Genomic DNA, 16286 nt, shown 5'->3' on the forward strand with positions numbered 1-16286 from the left:
GCCAGTAGGCATCCGGCGAACCGAGCCGGTTCACCGGTTCCGGCCATCCCACGGTCGGAGAGAAGGCATCGGTTGTCCGGATCGGCCGTCTCGGTAGACGATCTACCCGCGACTTCCGGCCTTCCGGCGGTCGGGGAAGCGTGAGCGGGGGCCCACCGCCGTCGCGCCGTTGACGCCCGAGACGCCGCCCGCAAGCACCCGGACCGGCTCCGGCTCCTGGCCGACGGCCTCCCGGACGGCCTCTTCCGCGGCCCGCTCCGCATGCCGGTAGCGGGGCGGGACCAGGCCTTCCGCCCAGCGCGGGGCGCGGGGGCTGAAGCGCGGGAGGAGGAGCAGGACCAGGCCGATGCCGCTCAGGCCGGCGATGACCAGCACCATCCACATCGAGGTGGAGTTCACCGAATAGGCCACCGCGCCGAAGGCGATCAGCGCCGACCAGAAGTACATGATCAGGACAGCACGGCTGTGCGAATGTCCGATTTCCAGCAGTCGGTGGTGCAGGTGCCCGCGGTCCGCGGCGAACGGCGACTGGCCGTTCCAGGTCCGCCGGACGATCGCCAGCACCAGGTCCGCGACCGGCAGCGCGATGATCGTCAGCGGCAGCAGCAGCGGGATGAAGACCGGCAGCATCGCGTGGGTCGCGTTGCGCTCACCGCCGGCCCACAGGGCCAGCGCGTCGGGGTCCACCTGACCGGTGATGGAGATGGCGGCCGCCGCCAGCACCAGGCCGATCAGCATCGAGCCGGAGTCGCCCATGAAGATCCGGGCGGGATGCATGTTGTGCGGCAGGAAGCCCAGGCACATGCCCATCAGGATGGCGGCGAACAGGGTCGCGGGGGCCGCGGCCTCGATGCCGTAGCCGTACCAGATCCGGTACGAGTACATGAAGAACGCGGCGGCGGCGATGCAGACCATGCCGGCGGCCAGACCGTCCAGCCCGTCCACGAAGTTCACCGCGTTGATGGTGATGACGACCAGGGCGACGGTCAGCAGGTTGCCCTGCCACTGGGTGAGCGAGACGGTGCCGACGAAGGGGATCGGCAGGAACAGGATGGTCAGACCCTGCATGACCATCACACCCGCAGAGATCATCTGTGCGCCGAGCTTGATCAGCGCGTCGATCTCGAACTTGTCGTCCAGCACGCCGACCAGCCAGATCAGCGCCGCTCCGGACAGCAGCGCCCGCGGCTCGTTCGACAGCTCGAAGACCCCGTTGAGGTTCTGCAGGTGGTCGGCGACCAGCAGCCCCGCGCACAGTCCGCCGAACATGGCGATGCCGCCCAGCCGCGGAGTCGGTTCCCGGTGCACGTCGCGGGCGCGGATCTCCGGCATGGCGCCGGCCGCGATCGCGAACTTCCGCACCGGTCCGGTCAGCAGGTAGGTCACCGCGACCGTGACGCAGAGCGTCAGCAGATATTCACGCACGGGCTGCCCCAGATGTATCGCCGGCCATCTCAGCCCCACACATTAGCTGCGATGTCCCCGGGAACGAGGACGCGAGGGGGCCACTTCCCGGTTCCACTACGCCCCTCTCACCCCACTTACACCCCATACGGGGGAAAAGTGAGCGCCAGCTCGGCCGCCGCCGCGCGGGTCTCCCCCGGCTCCCCGCGCAGGGCGCGGCCGAACATTCCGGCGATCTTGACCATCTCCAGCTCGCCCATCCCCTGCGTGGTGACCGCGGCCGTCCCGAGCCGGATCCCGCGCTGGTCCCCGTACGGCAGGGCGCAGGTGTCGAGCACCATCCCGGCCGCCGCCAGCCGGCCGCGCGCGGCCCGGCCGTCGAGGCCGAGGGCTGCGGGGTCGGCGGTGATCAGGTGGGTGTCGGTGCCGCCGGTGGTCACCGCGAAGCCCTCTTCGGTGAGGGCGCGGGCGAGGGTGCGGGCGTTGGTGACGACCCGGTGCGCGTACGAGGAGAAGGCCGGGGTGGCCGCCTCCCCGAAGGCCACCGCCTTGGCGGCGATGGTGTGCATCTGCGCGCCGCCCTGGGTGAAGGGGAACACGGCCCGGTCGATCCGCTCGGCGAGCTCGGAGCCGCAGAGGATCATGCCGCCGCGGGGTCCCCGCAGCACCTTGTGGGTGGTGGCGCAGACGACGTCGGCGTACGGCAGGGGGCTGGGGGCCGCCCCGCCGGCGATCAGGCCCATCGGGTGGGCCGCGTCGACGAGCAGGTAGGCGCCGACCTCGTCGGCGATCTCCCGGAACGCGGAGTACTCGGGGTGCCGGGGGTAGCAGATGGAGCCGCAGACGATGGCCTTGGGCCGGTGGGTGCGGGCGAGCTCCTGCACCTGGAGGTAGTCGATGATGCCGGTCTCGGCGTCCACCCCGTACCCGACGAAGTCGAACCAGCGGCCGGAGAAGTTGGCCGGGGACCCGTGGGTGAGGTGCCCGCCGTACGGCAGCCCCATGGCGAGGACGGTGTCCCCCGGCCGCAGCAGCGCGGCGTACGCGGCGAGCATCGCGGCGGAGCCGGAATGCGGCTGGACGTTGGCGTGCTCGGCGCCGAACAGGGCCCGGGCCCGCTCGACGGCGATCCGCTCGGCGTGGTCGGCGTACTCGCACCCGCCGTGGTGCCGGGCGCCGGGGTAGCCCTCGGCGTACTTGTTGGCTAGGGCGGAGCCGAGGGCGGCGAGCACGGCGGGTGAGGTGAAGTTCTCGGCGGCGATCAGCTGCAGGGTGTTGGCCTGCCGCTGGGCCTCGCCGGCGAGGACGTCGGCCATCTGCGGGTCCTGGCGTCGCAGGACGTCTGCTGCCGGCTCGGTGGTGACGGTCATGGCGCGCTCCCGAGCAGTGGGGTACCGGCTACGCCCACTGTAGGCCGCCCCCGCCCCTCCCGCCGCGCAGGCGCCCCCAGCGTCTCACCGCGGCGCCCGGGCCTCCCGTGTCCAGCCCGCGCGGCGTTTGAGCGCACGGGCGCGCAGCGCACGTACGGGGGTCTGGGGGCTCGCCCCCGGTTCGGGAAGGGGCGGGGAGGCGACGGCCCCGCGCAGCGGCAGCGGCAGCGGGCGGCTCCGGCAGCAGTGACTGCGGCAGCGGGTAGCTGTGGGAGCGGGTGGGGGCTAGCGGGGGGTGGTGACGCCGGTCAGGGCTGTTACGACCGGGTCCAGGGCCTGGCTGATCTCGTCGCCGATGGACCGGAAGAACGTGATCGGCGCCCCGTACGGGTCGTACACCTCGTCCGCATCGGCATTCGGCGCCAACAGCCAGCCCCGCAGCGCCGCAGCCGCCCGCACCAGCGCCCGGGCCCGCTCCGCCATCCCGTCGTCCAGCGGCGGCAGCGTGGCGGGGTCTATGGCGCGGACCAGCCGGGTGAACTCCTTCAGCGTGAAGGTGCGCAGGCCCGCCGAGTGGCCCATGGAGATGACCTGGGCCCGGTGGTCGCGGGTGGCGGTCAGCACCAGGTCGGCGCGTATGACGTGCTCGTCGAGCAGCTCGCGCCCGGTGAAGCCGGAGGCGTCGGCTCCGAAGTCGGCGAGCACGGCGGCCGCGTTGGCCTCCATGGGGGCGCCCTCGTGGCCCCAGGTGCCGGCGCTCTCCACGATGAGTTCGCCGGCGGGCACGGCCCCCAGCCGGTGCGCCAGGGCGTGCCGTGTCAGCCGCTCGGTGATCGGCGAGCGGCACACGTTTCCGGTGCTGACGTGGAGTATGCGGAAGGGGTCACTCGCTATGCCACGCCCCTCAGGGCTCACGGGGCCACCTCGAGGTCGGGTACGACCTCCCGCAGCTGGTCGGCGGTGAGGGCCCCTTCCCGGAGGAGGACCGGAACCTTGCCGGTGACGTCGACGATGGAGGACGGCTGGATGCCCGGGGTCGGGCCGGCGTCCAGGTAGACGGAGACCGAGTCGCCGAGCATCGCGCGCGCGGCGTCGCAGTCCTCCGGCGCCGGGTGCCCGGACAGGTTGGCCGAGGAGACGGCCATCGGGCCGACCTCGGTGAGCAGCTCGATGGCGACCGGGTGCAGCGGCATCCGTACGGCGACGGTGCCGTGGGTCTCGCCGAGGTCCCAGGCCAGCGAGGGCTGGTGCTTGGCGACCAGGGTGAGCGCGCCCGGCCAGAACGCGTCGACGAGCTCCCAGGCCTGCTCGGAGAAGTCCGTGACCAGGCCGTGCAGGGTGTTCGGGGAGCCGATCAGCACGGGGGTGGGCATGTTGCGGCCGCGCCCCTTGGCGGCCAGCAGGTCGCCGACCGCCTCCGCGCTGAAGGCGTCCGCACCGATCCCGTACAGGGTGTCGGTCGGCAGCACGACGAGCTCGCCGCGGCGCACGGCGGATGCCGCTTCACGCAGACCCGTCTTGCGGTCCGTCGCGTCGTTGCAGTCGTATCGCCGGGCCATCAGCGGGCCTCCTCGTGCGGAGTGAGCGGAATGAGCGGAGTAACAGGGGCAGGAACGGCAGGACGGGTCGGGCAGGCCGCGCCGGCCGGGGCCGGGTGGGTCGCGCGGGCCGGGGCCGGGTGGGTCGCGCGGGGCCTCACGGCATCGCCTTGCGGGCCGTGGCGAAGCGCGGGCGGTTGTTCAGGTCCGGGTGGTCGGCGGCGTCGGCCCAGCCCAGCTCTTCGGCGAAGATCCAGGGGACCTGCCCGCCCTGGGTGTCGGCGTGCTCGACGACGACGATGCCGCCGGGCCGGAGCAGCCGGTGGGCGGTGCGCTCGATGCCGCGGATGGTGTCGAGGCCGTCCTCGCCGGAGAACAGCGCCATCTCCGGGTCGTGGTCCCGGGCCTCCGGGGCGACGTACTCCCATTCGGTGAGCGGGATGTACGGCGGGTTGGAGATGACCAGGTCGACCTGGCCGTCCAGCTCGGGCAGGGCGCTCAGCGCGTCGCCCTGGTGGACGGTGACCCGGGAGCCCTCCGCGTTCTTGCGGGTCCAGCGCAGGGCGTCCTCGGACAGCTCCACGGCGTGCACCCGCGAGCGCGGCACCTCCTGGGCCATGGCCAGCGCGATGGCGCCGGAGCCGGTGCACAGGTCCACGATCAGCGGCTCGACCACGTCCATGGCGCGGACGGCCTGTATGGCCCAGTCCACCACCGACTCGGTCTCCGGACGCGGCACGAAGACGCCGGGGCCGACCTGCAGCTCCAGGTAGCGGAAGAAGGCCCGCCCGGTGATGTGCTGCAGCGGTTCGCGGGCCTCGCGGCGGGCGACGGCTTCCCAGTAGCGGGCGTCGAAGTCCGTGTCCTTGACGTGGTGCAGTTCCCCCCGCTTGACGCCGTGCACCCACGCGGCGAGCTCCTCCGCGTCGAAGCGCGGTGAGGGCACGCCGGCGGCGGCCAGCCGCTGGGTGGCCTGGGCCACCTCGGCAAGCAGCAAGTTCATCTGCGCTGGTCCTCCGGGCTGGTGTCGTACGGGGGGGGTGTCCGCGGGTGTGGCGCTACGGGTTACTGCGCGGCGGCGAGCTTCGCGGCCGAGTCGGCGTCGACGCAGGCCTGGATGACCGCGTCGAGCTCGCCGTCGAGCACCTGGTCCAAGTTGTACGCCTTGAAGCCGACCCGGTGGTCCGAGATCCGGTTTTCCGGGAAGTTGTACGTACGGATCTTCTCGGAGCGGTCCACGGTGCGCACCTGGCTGCGGCGGGCGTCGGCGGCCTCCTGCTCGGCGGCCTCCTGGGCGGCGGCCAGCAGACGGGAGCGGAGGATGCGCATGGCCTGCTCCTTGTTCTGGAGCTGGCTCTTCTCGTTCTGGCAGGAGGCGACCACACCGGTGGGGAGGTGCGTGATGCGCACGGCCGAGTCGGTGGTGTTGACGGACTGGCCGCCGGGGCCGGAGGAGCGGTACACGTCGATGCGGAGGTCGTTGGCGTTGATCTCGACCTCGACCTCCTCGGCCTCCGGGGTGACGAGCACGCCGGCGGCGGAGGTGTGGATGCGGCCCTGGGACTCGGTGGCGGGGACGCGCTGCACGCGGTGCACGCCGCCCTCGTACTTCATCCGGGCCCAGACGCCCTGGCCGGGCTCGGTGGCGCCCTGGCCGCCCTTGGTGCGGACGGACACCTGGACGTCCTTGTAGCCGCCGAGCTCGGACTCGGTGGAGTCGATGATCTCGGTCTTCCAGCCGACCCGCTCGGCGTACCGGAGGTACATGCGCAGCAGGTCTCCGGCGAACAGGGCGGACTCGTCGCCGCCGGCGCCCGCCTTGATCTCCAGGAGGACGTCCTTGTCGTCGCTGGGGTCGCGCGGGACCAGCAGCAGGCGCAGCTTCTCGGTGAGCTCCTCGCGGTGGGCGCTGAGCTCCTTCACCTCGGCGGCGAAGTCGGGGTCCTCGGCGGCCAGCTCCTTGGCCGTCTCGATGTCCTCGGCGGACTGCTTCCACGCCCGGAAGGTCGCGATGATCGGGGTCAGCTCCGCGTAGCGCTTGTTGAGCTTGCGCGCGTTGGCCTGATCGGCGTGGACCGACGGGTCGGCGAGCTTCTTCTCGAGGTCGGCGTGTTCGCCGACCAGTTCCTCGACGGCCTCGAACATCTCGGTCTCCTGGGGTGAAAGTGCGAAAGACCGCACGGGCTTGGCTTGGGCTGCGGGACGACAAAGGCGCCGGTCCGGCCGCCCCCGCATGGACAGGGGGCGGCCGGAGACCGGCGCCGAGGTCTCGCTACTTCTTGGCGGCAGCCTTGCCGAAGCGGGCCTCGAAGCGGGCCACACGGCCACCGGTGTCGAGGATCTTCTGCTTGCCCGTGTAGAACGGGTGGCACTCGGAGCAGACCTCGGCACGGATGGTGCCCTCGGTCAGGGTGCTACGGGTGGTGAACGACGCGCCGCAGGTGCAGCTGACCTGGGTCTCGACGTACTCGGGGTGGATCTCGCGCTTCAAGGTGTCTCCTAGTTTCGGGAGGGCGCCGGGTCGCAGGACGCGGAATTGCTCCATGCGTGAACCGGGGCCGACGTACCAGTCTGCCAGGACTGGCCCGCCTGACAAAATTCGAGGACGGTCCGTTCAACAGGGCCGGGGGCCGGTCTATTCCTACCGGACGACGGAGCCTGCGGTGCCCTTGTCGCCGGCGGAGTTCGCGGTGGCCTCGGCGGGGATCGGCAGGTCCTTGAGCAAGGCGTTCCAGACCAGGGCGGACTCCTTCCCGAGCGGGACCACGCGGTTGGGGTCGCGGGTGTCCCCGGCCACCGGCAGGGTGATCATCTGCAGGTCCTGGGGGTCGATGCCCTGGAGTCCGGAGGCGAAGCCCATGAGGGATTTCACGTCGCCGAGCTTGGAGTCGGTGGTGATCGACTTGGTGGCGGTGTCGGCCAGGTCGAGCAGCTTCTTGGGGTTGCCGAGGACGCCGATGCCCTTGACCTGCTTGATCAGCGCCTTGATGAAGGCCTGCTGGAGCTGTATTCGGCCCAGGTCGCTGCCGTCGCCCACGCTCTTGCGGGTGCGGACCAGGCCGAGGGCCTGTTCACCGTTGAGCTTGTGGGTGCCGGCCTGGAGGTCGAGGTGGCTGGCCCCGTCCTTGATCGGCTTGGTGGTGGTGACCTCGACCCCGCCCAGGTTGTCGATGATCTTCTTGAAGCCGGTGAAGTCGACTTCCAGGTAGTGGTCCATGCGGATGCCCGACATCTGCTCGACGGTCTTGACCGCGCAGGCCGCCCCGCCGACCGTGTAGGACTCGTTGAACATCCGGCGGGCGCCGCCGGGGTCGGTCTTCCCGGACGTGCTCTTGCAGGAGGGCCGGGTGACCAGGGTGTCGCGCGGGATCGATATGACGCTCGCCTTCTGGTGGCCCTCGTAGAGGTGGACGATCATCGCGGTGTCGGAGCGGGCGGAGCCGCCGTCCTCCTGGCCGTACTCGGCGTTGGCGCCGTCGCGCGAGTCCGAGCCGAGGACCAGGATGTCCATGGAGCCGTTGTCCACGTCCGCCGGGCGGTCCTTGCCCAGGGCCGCGTCGATGTCGACGCTCTTGAGGTTCCCGTTGAACTTGACGTAGAAGTACCCGAGTCCCGCCCCGCCGAGGACCAGCACGCCGGCCGCGCTCCACGCGGTGATCGTGAGCGCCTTGCGGCGCTTGGGAGCCCTGCGCCTGCCCCGCCCGGCCGCGGCCCGGTGGCCACCGCCCCTGCTGTCCTCGCCCATGCTCTCCTCAGTCCTGTCCGCGGCCGAACGGCCCGCCTCGCCTCCCCCGCCTGCCTCTGGACAGACGGGGGGCGGGGGCCGAGGGTTCCACGACAGGCTGTGACAGCACTGTGCCCACCGTGGCGGGCACGGTGGGCACAGGGGGTGTCACTCATTGCGGTACGGCGGTTTACCTGCGGTTTCAGCCGAAGAGGTCGAACTGTCCCCAGGCGGTGCCGAAGGCCTTGCGTGTGGCGAAGGTCGCACCCGTGTTGCTGCCGGTTCCGGGGAACAGCCACAGGGCGTCGCCCTCACGGGCCAGCAGGTCGGCCTTGCCGTCGTTGTTCACGTCGCCGACCGCGGCGAACCGGCTGTACGTCTTGCCGAGCGTGGCCACCTGGACGCGCGGCGCGAAGGTGTTCAGCCCCGCCGTGCCGGTGCCCTTGTAGAGGTAGACCGCGCCGGCAGCGGTACGGGCCAGCAGGTCCGCCTTGCCGTCGCCGTTGAAGTCCCCGTGGCCGAACACGTTCAGGTACGTCTGCCAGCCCGGCCCGGCTTCGATCTCGGCGCCGAAGCCGCCGCGGCCGTTGCCGGGGTGGATGACCAGCGCACCGGTGTCCCGGACGGAGACCAGGTCGGGCAGGTCGTCGCCGGTGACGTCGCCGGGGGCGACGAAGGTGCGGCGGGTCTTCCAGCCGGTGGTGAGCAGGGTGTGCTGCCAGCCCTGGCCGGACACGTAGTGGGTCCGGTACAGCTCGCCGGCAGCGGTCCGCCGGACGATGTCCTGGACGCCGTCGCGGTCCAGATCGGCCTGCACCAGCAGGTTGGTGGAGCGGTAGTCGCCCGGCACCGAGGCCTGCCAGGACAGGCTGCTGGTGTTGGAGTGGAACGGGAACAGCTTGCCGTCGGAGGCCCGGCGGGCCAGCAGGTCGGCCTTGCCGTCCTTGTTCCAGTCGGTGTCGTGCATGCGCGCCCGGATGGAGCCCGCGTACGTGCTGGCCTTGGCGTACACGCCGTACGCGCCCTGGTAGACGCAGCCCTCGACGCCCCAGGAGACCACGCCGATCAGGCGGCCGTTGCGGACCAGCGGGCCGCCCGAGTCGCCGTTGCAGGCAGTGGTGGTGCCGGCGTCCGAGCCCGAGGCCGGCTGCCCGGCGCACACCATGTGGCCGCGGACCAGGTTGCTGCCCCAGAAGCCCGCGCAGGTGTCGTCGGACACCAGCGGCAGGGTGGCCTTCTTCAGGCTCGGCGAGATGGCCTGGCTGGTGGTGGTGTAGCGGCCCCAGCCGTAGACCTCGGCGTTCTGGCCGGCCTGGTACATGCCGGTGTCGGTGCTGCGCGCGATGGGCAGCGGCTTGACGTCGACCGGCTTGCTGAGCGTCAGCACGGCCACGTCGTTGTCGGTGGTGGCGTTGTCGTAGGAGGTGTGGCGCCACTGGCGGCGCACCGAGACCGGGGTCCCGCCGTGCCAGTCCTTCACACCGGTGGAGTCGGTGGTCGGCAGCTGGGTGGCGCCCACGACGACGACGCTGTCCCGGCTCCAGGTGGCCCCGTACACGCAGTGCGCGGCCGTCAGGATCTTCGTCGGGGCGATGACCGTGCCCCCGCAGAAGAACGCCTCGTCGTCGCTGCGGTCGTCGGTGTTGCGGTCGTCGAGGTAGTGCAGCTGCGCCATCCAGGGCGCGTTGGCGATGGTCTCGCCGGTGCCGCCGATGATCATCGGAGCGGCTTTCGGCGGCCCGGACGGCTGCCGGGAGGGCGTCTTGCCCTCCCGCTCCAGCTGGTCGGCCGCCATGGACTTCGCAACCCGTTCGCCGAGCTCGCGCTCGGTGGGAACGGGTATGGGGTCGGCCTGTGCACCGGTGGCCGTCAGCCCTGTGCCGAACAGGGCCAGGACGGACACGGCGACGGGGACCGCGAAGCGCGGAGTGCGTATGTGCACGCGCGTAATCCTTCTTTTCTGCCGTGGAGTTGAGCGGTCCGGTGATCCTATGACAGCGCCGCCCCCACCCTGACGGGTGGGGGCGGCGCTGGACCGTACGCGGTGACGTACTAGTCGTTGTTGCCGGACGACGGGGTCGTCTTGGCGATCTGCATCAGGAACTCGGCGTTCGACTTCGTCTGCTTCATCTTGTCGAGCAGCAGCTCGATGGCCTGCTGCGAGTCGAGCGCGTGCAGCACCCGGCGCAGCTTCCAGACGATGGCGAGCTCCTCGCTGTTGAGGAGGATCTCCTCCTTGCGGGTACCCGAAGGGTCGACGTCGACGGCGGGGAAGATCCGCTTGTCGGCGAGCTTCCGGTCGAGCTTGAGCTCCATGTTGCCGGTGCCCTTGAACTCCTCGAAGATCACCTCGTCCATGCGCGAGCCGGTCTCGACGAGCGCGGTGGCCAGGATGGTCAGCGAGCCGCCGTCCTCGATGTTGCGCGCGGCACCGAAGAAGCGCTTCGGCGGGTACAGCGCGGTCGAGTCGACACCACCGGACAGGATGCGGCCGGAGGCGGGCGCCGCGAGGTTGTACGCGCGGCCCAGACGGGTGATGGAGTCCAGCAGGACGACCACGTCGTGACCCAGCTCGACGAGGCGCTTGGCGCGCTCGATGGCCAGCTCGGCGACGGTGGTGTGGTCCTCGGCCGGGCGGTCGAAGGTCGAGGAGATGACCTCGCCCTTGACCGACCGCTGCATGTCGGTGACCTCTTCCGGACGCTCGTCGACCAGGACGACCATCAGGTGGCACTCGGGGTTGTTGGTGGTGATCGCGTTGGCGATCGCCTGCATGATCATGGTCTTGCCGGTCTTCGGCGGGGCCACGATCAGACCGCGCTGGCCCTTACCGATCGGCGACACGAGGTCGATGATGCGGGTGGTCAGCACGCCCGGGTCGGTCTCCAGGCGGAGCCGGTCCTGCGGGTAGAGCGGGGTGAGCTTGTTGAACTCGGGGCGGCCGCGGCCGGATTCGGGCGCCATGCCGTTGACCGAGTCGAGGCGCACCAGCGCGTTGAACTTCTCGCGGCGCTCGCCGTCCTTGGGCTGGCGCACGGCACCGGTGGTGTGGTCGCCCTTGCGCAGGCCGTTCTTGCGGACCTGGGCGAGGGAGACGTACACGTCGTTGGGGCCGGGCAGGTAGCCCGAGGTCCGGATGAACGCGTAGTTGTCGAGGATGTCGAGGATGCCCGCGACGGGGATCAGCACATCGTCGTCGGCGACCTGCGGCTCGTTCGGGGCGAACTCGTCGCGGCCACGACGGCCACGGCGGTCGCGGTAGCGGCCGCGACGGCCACGGCGGCCGCCCTCGTCGTCGAAGTCGTCCTGCGGGCCGTGGTCCTGGCGGCCCTGGGGCTGCTGGCCCTGGCCCTGGCCCTGGCCGCGGCCGCCACCCTGCTGCTGGCGCTGGCGGTCGCCGCGGTCCTGCTGGCCGCCGCCCTGGCCGGCCTGCTCGCCGCCCTGGCCGCGGTCACGGCGGTCGCGCTGACCGCGCTCCTGGCGGTCCCCGCGGTCGGCACGCTCGGCGCGGTCGCCACGGTCCTGGCGGTCGCGGCGGTCCCGGCGGCCGCGGCCCTCGCCGGCCTCCTGGCCGGTGGCGGGCGCGGTGGCGGTGTCCGCCTTGGCCTCGGGCTGCGCGGCGGGCGCCTCGGTCTTCGGCTCGGCCACCACCGTGGTGGTGGCTGCCGCAGTCGCGGTCTCCGGGCTGCCGGAGGGGGCGGTGGCGCGACGGCGGCGGCGCTCGCCGGCCGGGGCGTCCTCGCTGGCCGGCTGGCCGGGGATGTCGATCTGCGCCGGTGCGGCCGCCTTCTTCTCGGCGGGGGCCGCGGCCGGGGCCTCGGCGGCCTCGCCGGTGCGGGCCTTGCTGGTGGCGCGGCGCTTCGGCTTGGTCTCGGCGACGGCGGAGTCCGCGGCCTTCGGGGCGCCGCCTCCTGCCTGCGCCTCCTTGATGACCTCGATCAGCTGGCTCTTGCGCATGCGCGCGGTGCCCCTGATCCCGAGGCCGGACGCGACCTGCTGCAGCTCGGCGAGGACCATGCCCTCAAGGCCGGTGCCGGAGCGGCGTCGCTTGGGCGCAGCGGTGCCCGCAGCGGGGGCACTGGTGTCGACAGAGGTGTCGGCAGCGCCCATCAGATCGGTGGTGTCGCTCACGAAGGGTCCTTCCCTGGAGCGGACGTCGGCCTGTCTGGCTCGGCGACCGGTTGTGCTGTCCGACCGCGGTCCTTGGTGCGGACCGTGTCGGGGCGGTGGTCCGCCGCTATCGATACGTCCCGATACGGCGGAGAGATACGTGCATGGGTTCCGGCGAGAAGCCCCCCAGCTGCGAAGCGTGGGAATGTGTCACGCCGATTCCGGAGCGTGCTCGAAACTGCTTGGCAGTGATCAAAGCAGTTGGGGAGGCTCCCGGAAGAAAGGTGGTCCCTGATGGGGACGCTGAGCACCGAGCCCTGGCGGCTTCGGATGCGCACTTGAGACTAACACTACCGGATCCAACAGACATTCCCCCTCTCACTCACCGGCAATCGCGCCCTTCCGCACGGACCGGCGGGGTGGCCTGCCCGACCACCCCACCCCCGGCGGCTGCTGTTCAGCCGCCCTGGTTGCCCAGCGGAAGCACGCTTGCGCCCGCGGCGTCGAGTGCGAGCCGGTTGGCCGCCCACCCCTCGCCCGCGAGCTGCGCGACCTTGTCGGCCGCGCCGTTGTCGACCAGCGCGAGGACCGTGGGGCCCGCGCCGGAGATGACCGCGGGCACTCCGTCCGCCCGCAGCCGGTTCACCAGTGCCACGCTCTCGGGCATGGCGGGAGAGCGGTAGTCCTGGTGGAGCCTGTCCTCGGTGGCGGGCAGCAGCAGCTCGGGGCGCCTGGTCAGGGCTTCCACGAGCAGGGCCGCACGGCCCGCGTTGGCGGCCGCGTCCACGTGCGGGACGGTGCGCGGCAGCAGGCCGCGCGCGGTCTCGGTCAGGACCGGCTTCGAGGGCACGAAGACCACCGGAACGATGGAATCGGCGGGGTCCATCCTGATGGCCTTGGCGCTGCCGCCGTCCATCCAGGCGAGGGTGAAGCCGCCGAGGAGACAGGCGGCGACGTTGTCGGGGTGGCCCTCGATCTCGGTGGCCAGTTCCAGCAGGGCCGTGTCGTCGAGCCTGGCCTCGCCGCCTATGGTGACGGCGCGGGCGGCGACGATGCCGGCGCAGATGGCGGCCGAGGAGGAGCCGAGGCCGCGACCGTGCGGGATGCGGTTGGCGCAGACGACCTCCAGGCCGCGCGGCTGTCCGCCGAGCAGGTCGAAGGCGGTCCGCATGGAGCGTACGAGCAGGTGGCTCTCGTCGCGGGGCAGCGTCTCGGCGCCCTCGCCCGCGATGTCGATGTTCAGGCCGGAGTCGGCCACCCGGACGACGACGTCGTCGTAGAGCCCCAGGGCCAGGCCCAGGGCATCGAAGCCGGGGCCGAGGTTGGCACTGCTGGCGGGGACGCGCACCCGTACGGCGGCGGCGCGGAAGGCGGGACCGGCCATCGCTCGATGACACTCCTTGTGACTGTGCGAGATCGCGCTGGGGATCTGCTGGATCTTCTGGGGATCTGCTGAGGATCTTCCGCTGTGAATGTACTGGAGAACGTACGACACCCGAAGGCCCTCGGGGCAGCACCGCGTCATATGCGCGGTGGCGGATGTAAGTACAGCGTATCGAAGGAAGGTTCTGTCGCGACATAGGGCGCACAAGAGGCGCACGATGCGTGTCGCGGAGGGGCGGGGCCCCAGGCCGGGCTTATGTGGTTCTAAGCCCCGCTTTGCCGGATTCCGGATGCCCCGTGGGGCTTCCGGAATCCGGCGTTCGGTCGTACGTCAGACCAGACCGAGGCGGGCGGCAGCGGCCTCGGCGTCCACCGGAACGGTGACCGGCTGCGGTGCGCCGGCGATCGCCCAGTCGGGGTCCTTCAGGCCGTTGCCGGTGACGGTGCATACGATCTTCTGGCCCGGGTCCACCAGACCCAGCTCGGCGGCCTTGAGCAGGCCGGCCACCGAAGCGGCCGAGGCGGGCTCCACGAAGACGCCCTCCTGGGAGGCCAACAGGCGGTAGGCGGCCAGGATCTGGCGGTCCGTCACCTCGTCGATGAACCCGCCCGACTCGTCCCGGGCCGCGAGCGCGTACTCCCAGGAGGCCGGGTTGCCGATCCGGATGGCGGTGGCGATGGTGTGCGGCTCCTTGACGACCTCGCCGCGCACGATGGGCGCGGAACCGGAGGCCTGGAAACCCCACACGCGGGGCGTACGGGTGGCCAGGCCGTCGGCCTTGTACTCCTTGAAGCCCCTCCAATACGCGGTGATGTTGCCGGCGTTGCCGACGGGCAGCACATGGATGTCGGGGGCGTCGCCGAGCGCGTCCACGATCTCGAACGCGGCCGTCTTCTGGCCCTCGATGCGCACCGGGTTGACCGAATTGACCAGCGCGACCGGGTAGTTGTCGGACAGCCGGCGGGCCAGCGTCAGGCAGTCGTCGAAGTTGCCGTCCACCTGGAGGATCTTGGCGCCGTGGACCAGGGCCTGACCCATCTTGCCCAGCGCGATCTTGCCCTGCGGGACCAGTACGGCGCAGACCATCCCGGCGCGCACCGCGTAGGCGGCGGCGGAGGCCGAGGTGTTGCCGGTGGAGGCGCAGATGACCGCCTTGGCGCCCTCCTCCTTGGCCCGGGTGATCGCCATGGTCATGCCGCGGTCCTTGAAGGAACCGGTGGGGTTGGCCCCCTCCACCTTCAGGTGGACCTCACAACCGGTGCGCTCGGAGAGCACCTGCGCGGGGACGAGCGGCGTGCCGCCCTCGCGGAGCGTGACCACGGGAGTCGTCTCGGTCACCGGCAGCCGGTCCCGGTACTCCTCGATGATGCCGCGCCACTGGTGGGTGCGATTGCTGCTCATGGGTCCTTACTCCCCTTCAACACGCATGATGCTGGCGACACCGCGCACGGTGTCGAGCTTCCGCAGCGCCTCGACGGTCCCGGAGAGGGCGGCGTCGGGCGCACGGTGGGTGACGACGACGAGGGAGGCACCTTCACCGGTACCGTCCTGTCGCCCTTGCTGCCGGACGGTGTCGATGGACACCCCGTGCTCCGCGAACACGGTCGCGACCTGGGCGAGGACACCCGGTTTGTCCGCCACATCGAGGCTGATGTGGTACCGGGTGACGACCTCGCCCATGGGGCTGACCGGCAGCTGGGTGTACGCCGACTCGCCCGGCCCCGTTGCCTCGGCGAGCTTGTTCCGGCAGACGGCGACCAGGTCGCCCAGTACGGCGGAGGCGGTCGGCGCGCCGCCCGCTCCCGGACCGTAGAACATGAGCCGCCCGGCGGCCTCCGCCTCGACGAAGACCGCGTTGTACGCCTCGCGGACGGAGGCGAGCGGGTGGCTGAGCGGGATCATGGCGGGGTGGACGCGCGCGGTGACGGACTCGCCGTCCGCGGCGCGCTCGCAGATCGCCAGGAGCTTGATGGTGCAGCCCATCCGCTTGGCGGAGGCGAAGTCGGCGGCGCTGACCTCGGTCATGCCCTCGCGGTGGACGTCGTCGAGGCGGACCCGGGTGTGGAAGGCGATGCCGGCCAGGATCGCGGCCTTGGCGGCGGCGTCGTAGCCCTCGACGTCGGCGGTCGGGTCGGCCTCGGCGTAACCGAGGGCGGTGGCCTCGTCCAGGGCCTCCTGGTAGCCGGCCCCGGTCGAGTCCATCTTGTCGAGGATGAAGTTCGTCGTGCCGTTGACGATGCCCATCACCCGGTTGATCTTGTCGCCGGCGAGGGACTCGCGCAGCGGCCGGATCAGCGGGATGGCGCCGGCGACGGCGGCCTCGTAGTAGAGGTCCAGGCCGGCCTTCTCGGCGGCGGCGTGCAGCGCGGCCCCGTCCTGGGCGAGCAGGGCCTTGTTCGCCGAAACGACCGAGGCGCCGTTCTCGAAGGCGGTGGTGATCAGCGTACGGGCGGGCTCGATGCCGCCGATGACCTCGATGAAGACGTCGATGTCCCCGCGTTTGACCAGGGCGGTCGCATCGGTGGTGATCAGCGCCGGGTCGATGCCCTCGCGCACCTTGGAGGGCCGGCGTACGGCCACGCCCGCGAGCTCGACGGGCGCGCCGACCCGCTGCGCCAGATCATCGGCGTGCGTCGTCATGATGCGCGCCACCTCTGAGCCGACCACTCCACAGCCCAGCAGCGCCACCTTCAGCGGACGCGTACGCATCATGAGACCTACGCCTTTCGATCTTTTGATCACTTCGATCAGCCCCG

General features: G+C 71.4%; 13 protein-coding genes. All 13 read right to left on the reverse strand.

The window, feature by feature from the left end:
• Window positions 1–102 precede the first annotated feature (102 nt).
• Complete coding sequence (locus tag AB0447_RS03580; RefSeq protein WP_366474782.1) at window positions 103–1425, reverse strand: MraY family glycosyltransferase; 1323 nt, start codon at window positions 1423–1425, stop codon at window positions 103–105.
• 116 nt (window positions 1426–1541) lie between these two features.
• On the reverse strand, window positions 1542–2774 hold the full coding sequence (glyA, locus tag AB0447_RS03585) for a serine hydroxymethyltransferase (protein WP_366474783.1): 1233 nt from the start codon (window positions 2772–2774) through the stop codon (window positions 1542–1544).
• 285 nt (window positions 2775–3059) lie between these two features.
• Window positions 3060–3689: a protein-tyrosine-phosphatase gene (locus tag AB0447_RS03590; protein WP_366474784.1), complete on the reverse strand. Its 630-nt coding sequence runs from the start codon at window positions 3687–3689 to the stop codon at window positions 3060–3062.
• On the reverse strand, window positions 3686–4333 hold the full coding sequence (locus AB0447_RS03595) for an L-threonylcarbamoyladenylate synthase (protein WP_366474785.1): 648 nt from the start codon (window positions 4331–4333) through the stop codon (window positions 3686–3688). Before AB0447_RS03595 ends, AB0447_RS03590 begins: the two co-directional genes overlap by 4 nt.
• 136 nt (window positions 4334–4469) lie before the next feature.
• Window positions 4470–5315, reverse strand: coding sequence for a peptide chain release factor N(5)-glutamine methyltransferase (gene prmC / locus AB0447_RS03600; protein WP_366474786.1), 846 nt, complete (start codon window positions 5313–5315; stop codon window positions 4470–4472).
• A 62-nt stretch (window positions 5316–5377) separates the two neighbouring features.
• Window positions 5378–6457: a peptide chain release factor 1 gene (gene prfA / locus AB0447_RS03605; RefSeq protein WP_366474787.1), complete on the reverse strand. Its 1080-nt coding sequence runs from the start codon at window positions 6455–6457 to the stop codon at window positions 5378–5380.
• Between the two features lie 127 nt (window positions 6458–6584).
• Window positions 6585–6803, reverse strand: coding sequence for a 50S ribosomal protein L31 (gene rpmE / locus AB0447_RS03610; protein ID WP_046909139.1), 219 nt, complete (start codon window positions 6801–6803; stop codon window positions 6585–6587).
• 150 nt (window positions 6804–6953) lie between these two features.
• Window positions 6954–8057 carry an LCP family protein gene (locus AB0447_RS03615; RefSeq protein WP_366474788.1) on the reverse strand — a complete coding sequence of 368 codons (1104 nt, stop codon included), beginning with the start codon at window positions 8055–8057 and terminating at the stop codon, window positions 6954–6956.
• 181 nt (window positions 8058–8238) lie between these two features.
• Complete coding sequence (locus AB0447_RS03620) at window positions 8239–9978, reverse strand: trypsin-like serine protease (RefSeq protein ID WP_366474789.1); 1740 nt, start codon at window positions 9976–9978, stop codon at window positions 8239–8241.
• A 110-nt stretch (window positions 9979–10088) separates the two neighbouring features.
• Window positions 10089–12167, reverse strand: coding sequence for a transcription termination factor Rho (rho, locus tag AB0447_RS03625; RefSeq protein ID WP_366474790.1), 2079 nt, complete (start codon window positions 12165–12167; stop codon window positions 10089–10091).
• A 436-nt stretch (window positions 12168–12603) separates the two neighbouring features.
• A complete protein-coding gene (thrB, locus tag AB0447_RS03630; RefSeq protein ID WP_366474791.1) occupies window positions 12604–13530 on the reverse strand; it encodes a homoserine kinase in 927 nt (308 codons plus the stop codon).
• Between the two features lie 330 nt (window positions 13531–13860).
• On the reverse strand, window positions 13861–14931 hold the full coding sequence (gene thrC, locus AB0447_RS03635) for a threonine synthase (RefSeq protein WP_366474792.1): 1071 nt from the start codon (window positions 14929–14931) through the stop codon (window positions 13861–13863).
• A 6-nt stretch (window positions 14932–14937) separates the two neighbouring features.
• Window positions 14938–16242 (reverse strand): homoserine dehydrogenase, encoded by a 1305-nt coding sequence (locus AB0447_RS03640; RefSeq protein WP_366474793.1) that lies wholly within the window; start codon window positions 16240–16242, stop codon window positions 14938–14940.
• Window positions 16243–16286: the final 44 nt, after the last annotated feature.

The organism is Streptomyces sp. NPDC051211 (assembly GCF_040689505.1).
Taxonomy (GTDB): Bacteria; Actinomycetota; Actinomycetes; order Streptomycetales; family Streptomycetaceae; genus Streptomyces.

Bases quoted from the DNA above. Each gene is read 5' to 3' on its own strand.
- thrC (WP_366474792.1), bottom strand. From the start codon at position 14,931: ATGAGCAGCAATCGCACCCACCAGTGGCGCGGCATCATCGAGGAGTAC.
- prmC (WP_366474786.1), bottom strand. From the start codon at position 5,315: ATGAACTTGCTGCTTGCCGAGGTGGCCCAGGCCACCCAGCGGCTGGCC.
- AB0447_RS03615 (WP_366474788.1), bottom strand. From the start codon at position 8,057: ATGGGCGAGGACAGCAGGGGCGGTGGCCACCGGGCCGCGGCCGGGCGG.
- AB0447_RS03595 (WP_366474785.1), bottom strand. From the start codon at position 4,333: ATGGCCCGGCGATACGACTGCAACGACGCGACGGACCGCAAGACGGGT.
- prfA (WP_366474787.1), bottom strand. From the start codon at position 6,457: ATGTTCGAGGCCGTCGAGGAACTGGTCGGCGAACACGCCGACCTCGAG.
- AB0447_RS03640 (WP_366474793.1), bottom strand. From the start codon at position 16,242: ATGATGCGTACGCGTCCGCTGAAGGTGGCGCTGCTGGGCTGTGGAGTG.
- glyA (WP_366474783.1), bottom strand. From the start codon at position 2,774: ATGACCGTCACCACCGAGCCGGCAGCAGACGTCCTGCGACGCCAGGAC.
- thrB (WP_366474791.1), bottom strand. From the start codon at position 13,530: ATGGCCGGTCCCGCCTTCCGCGCCGCCGCCGTACGGGTGCGCGTCCCC.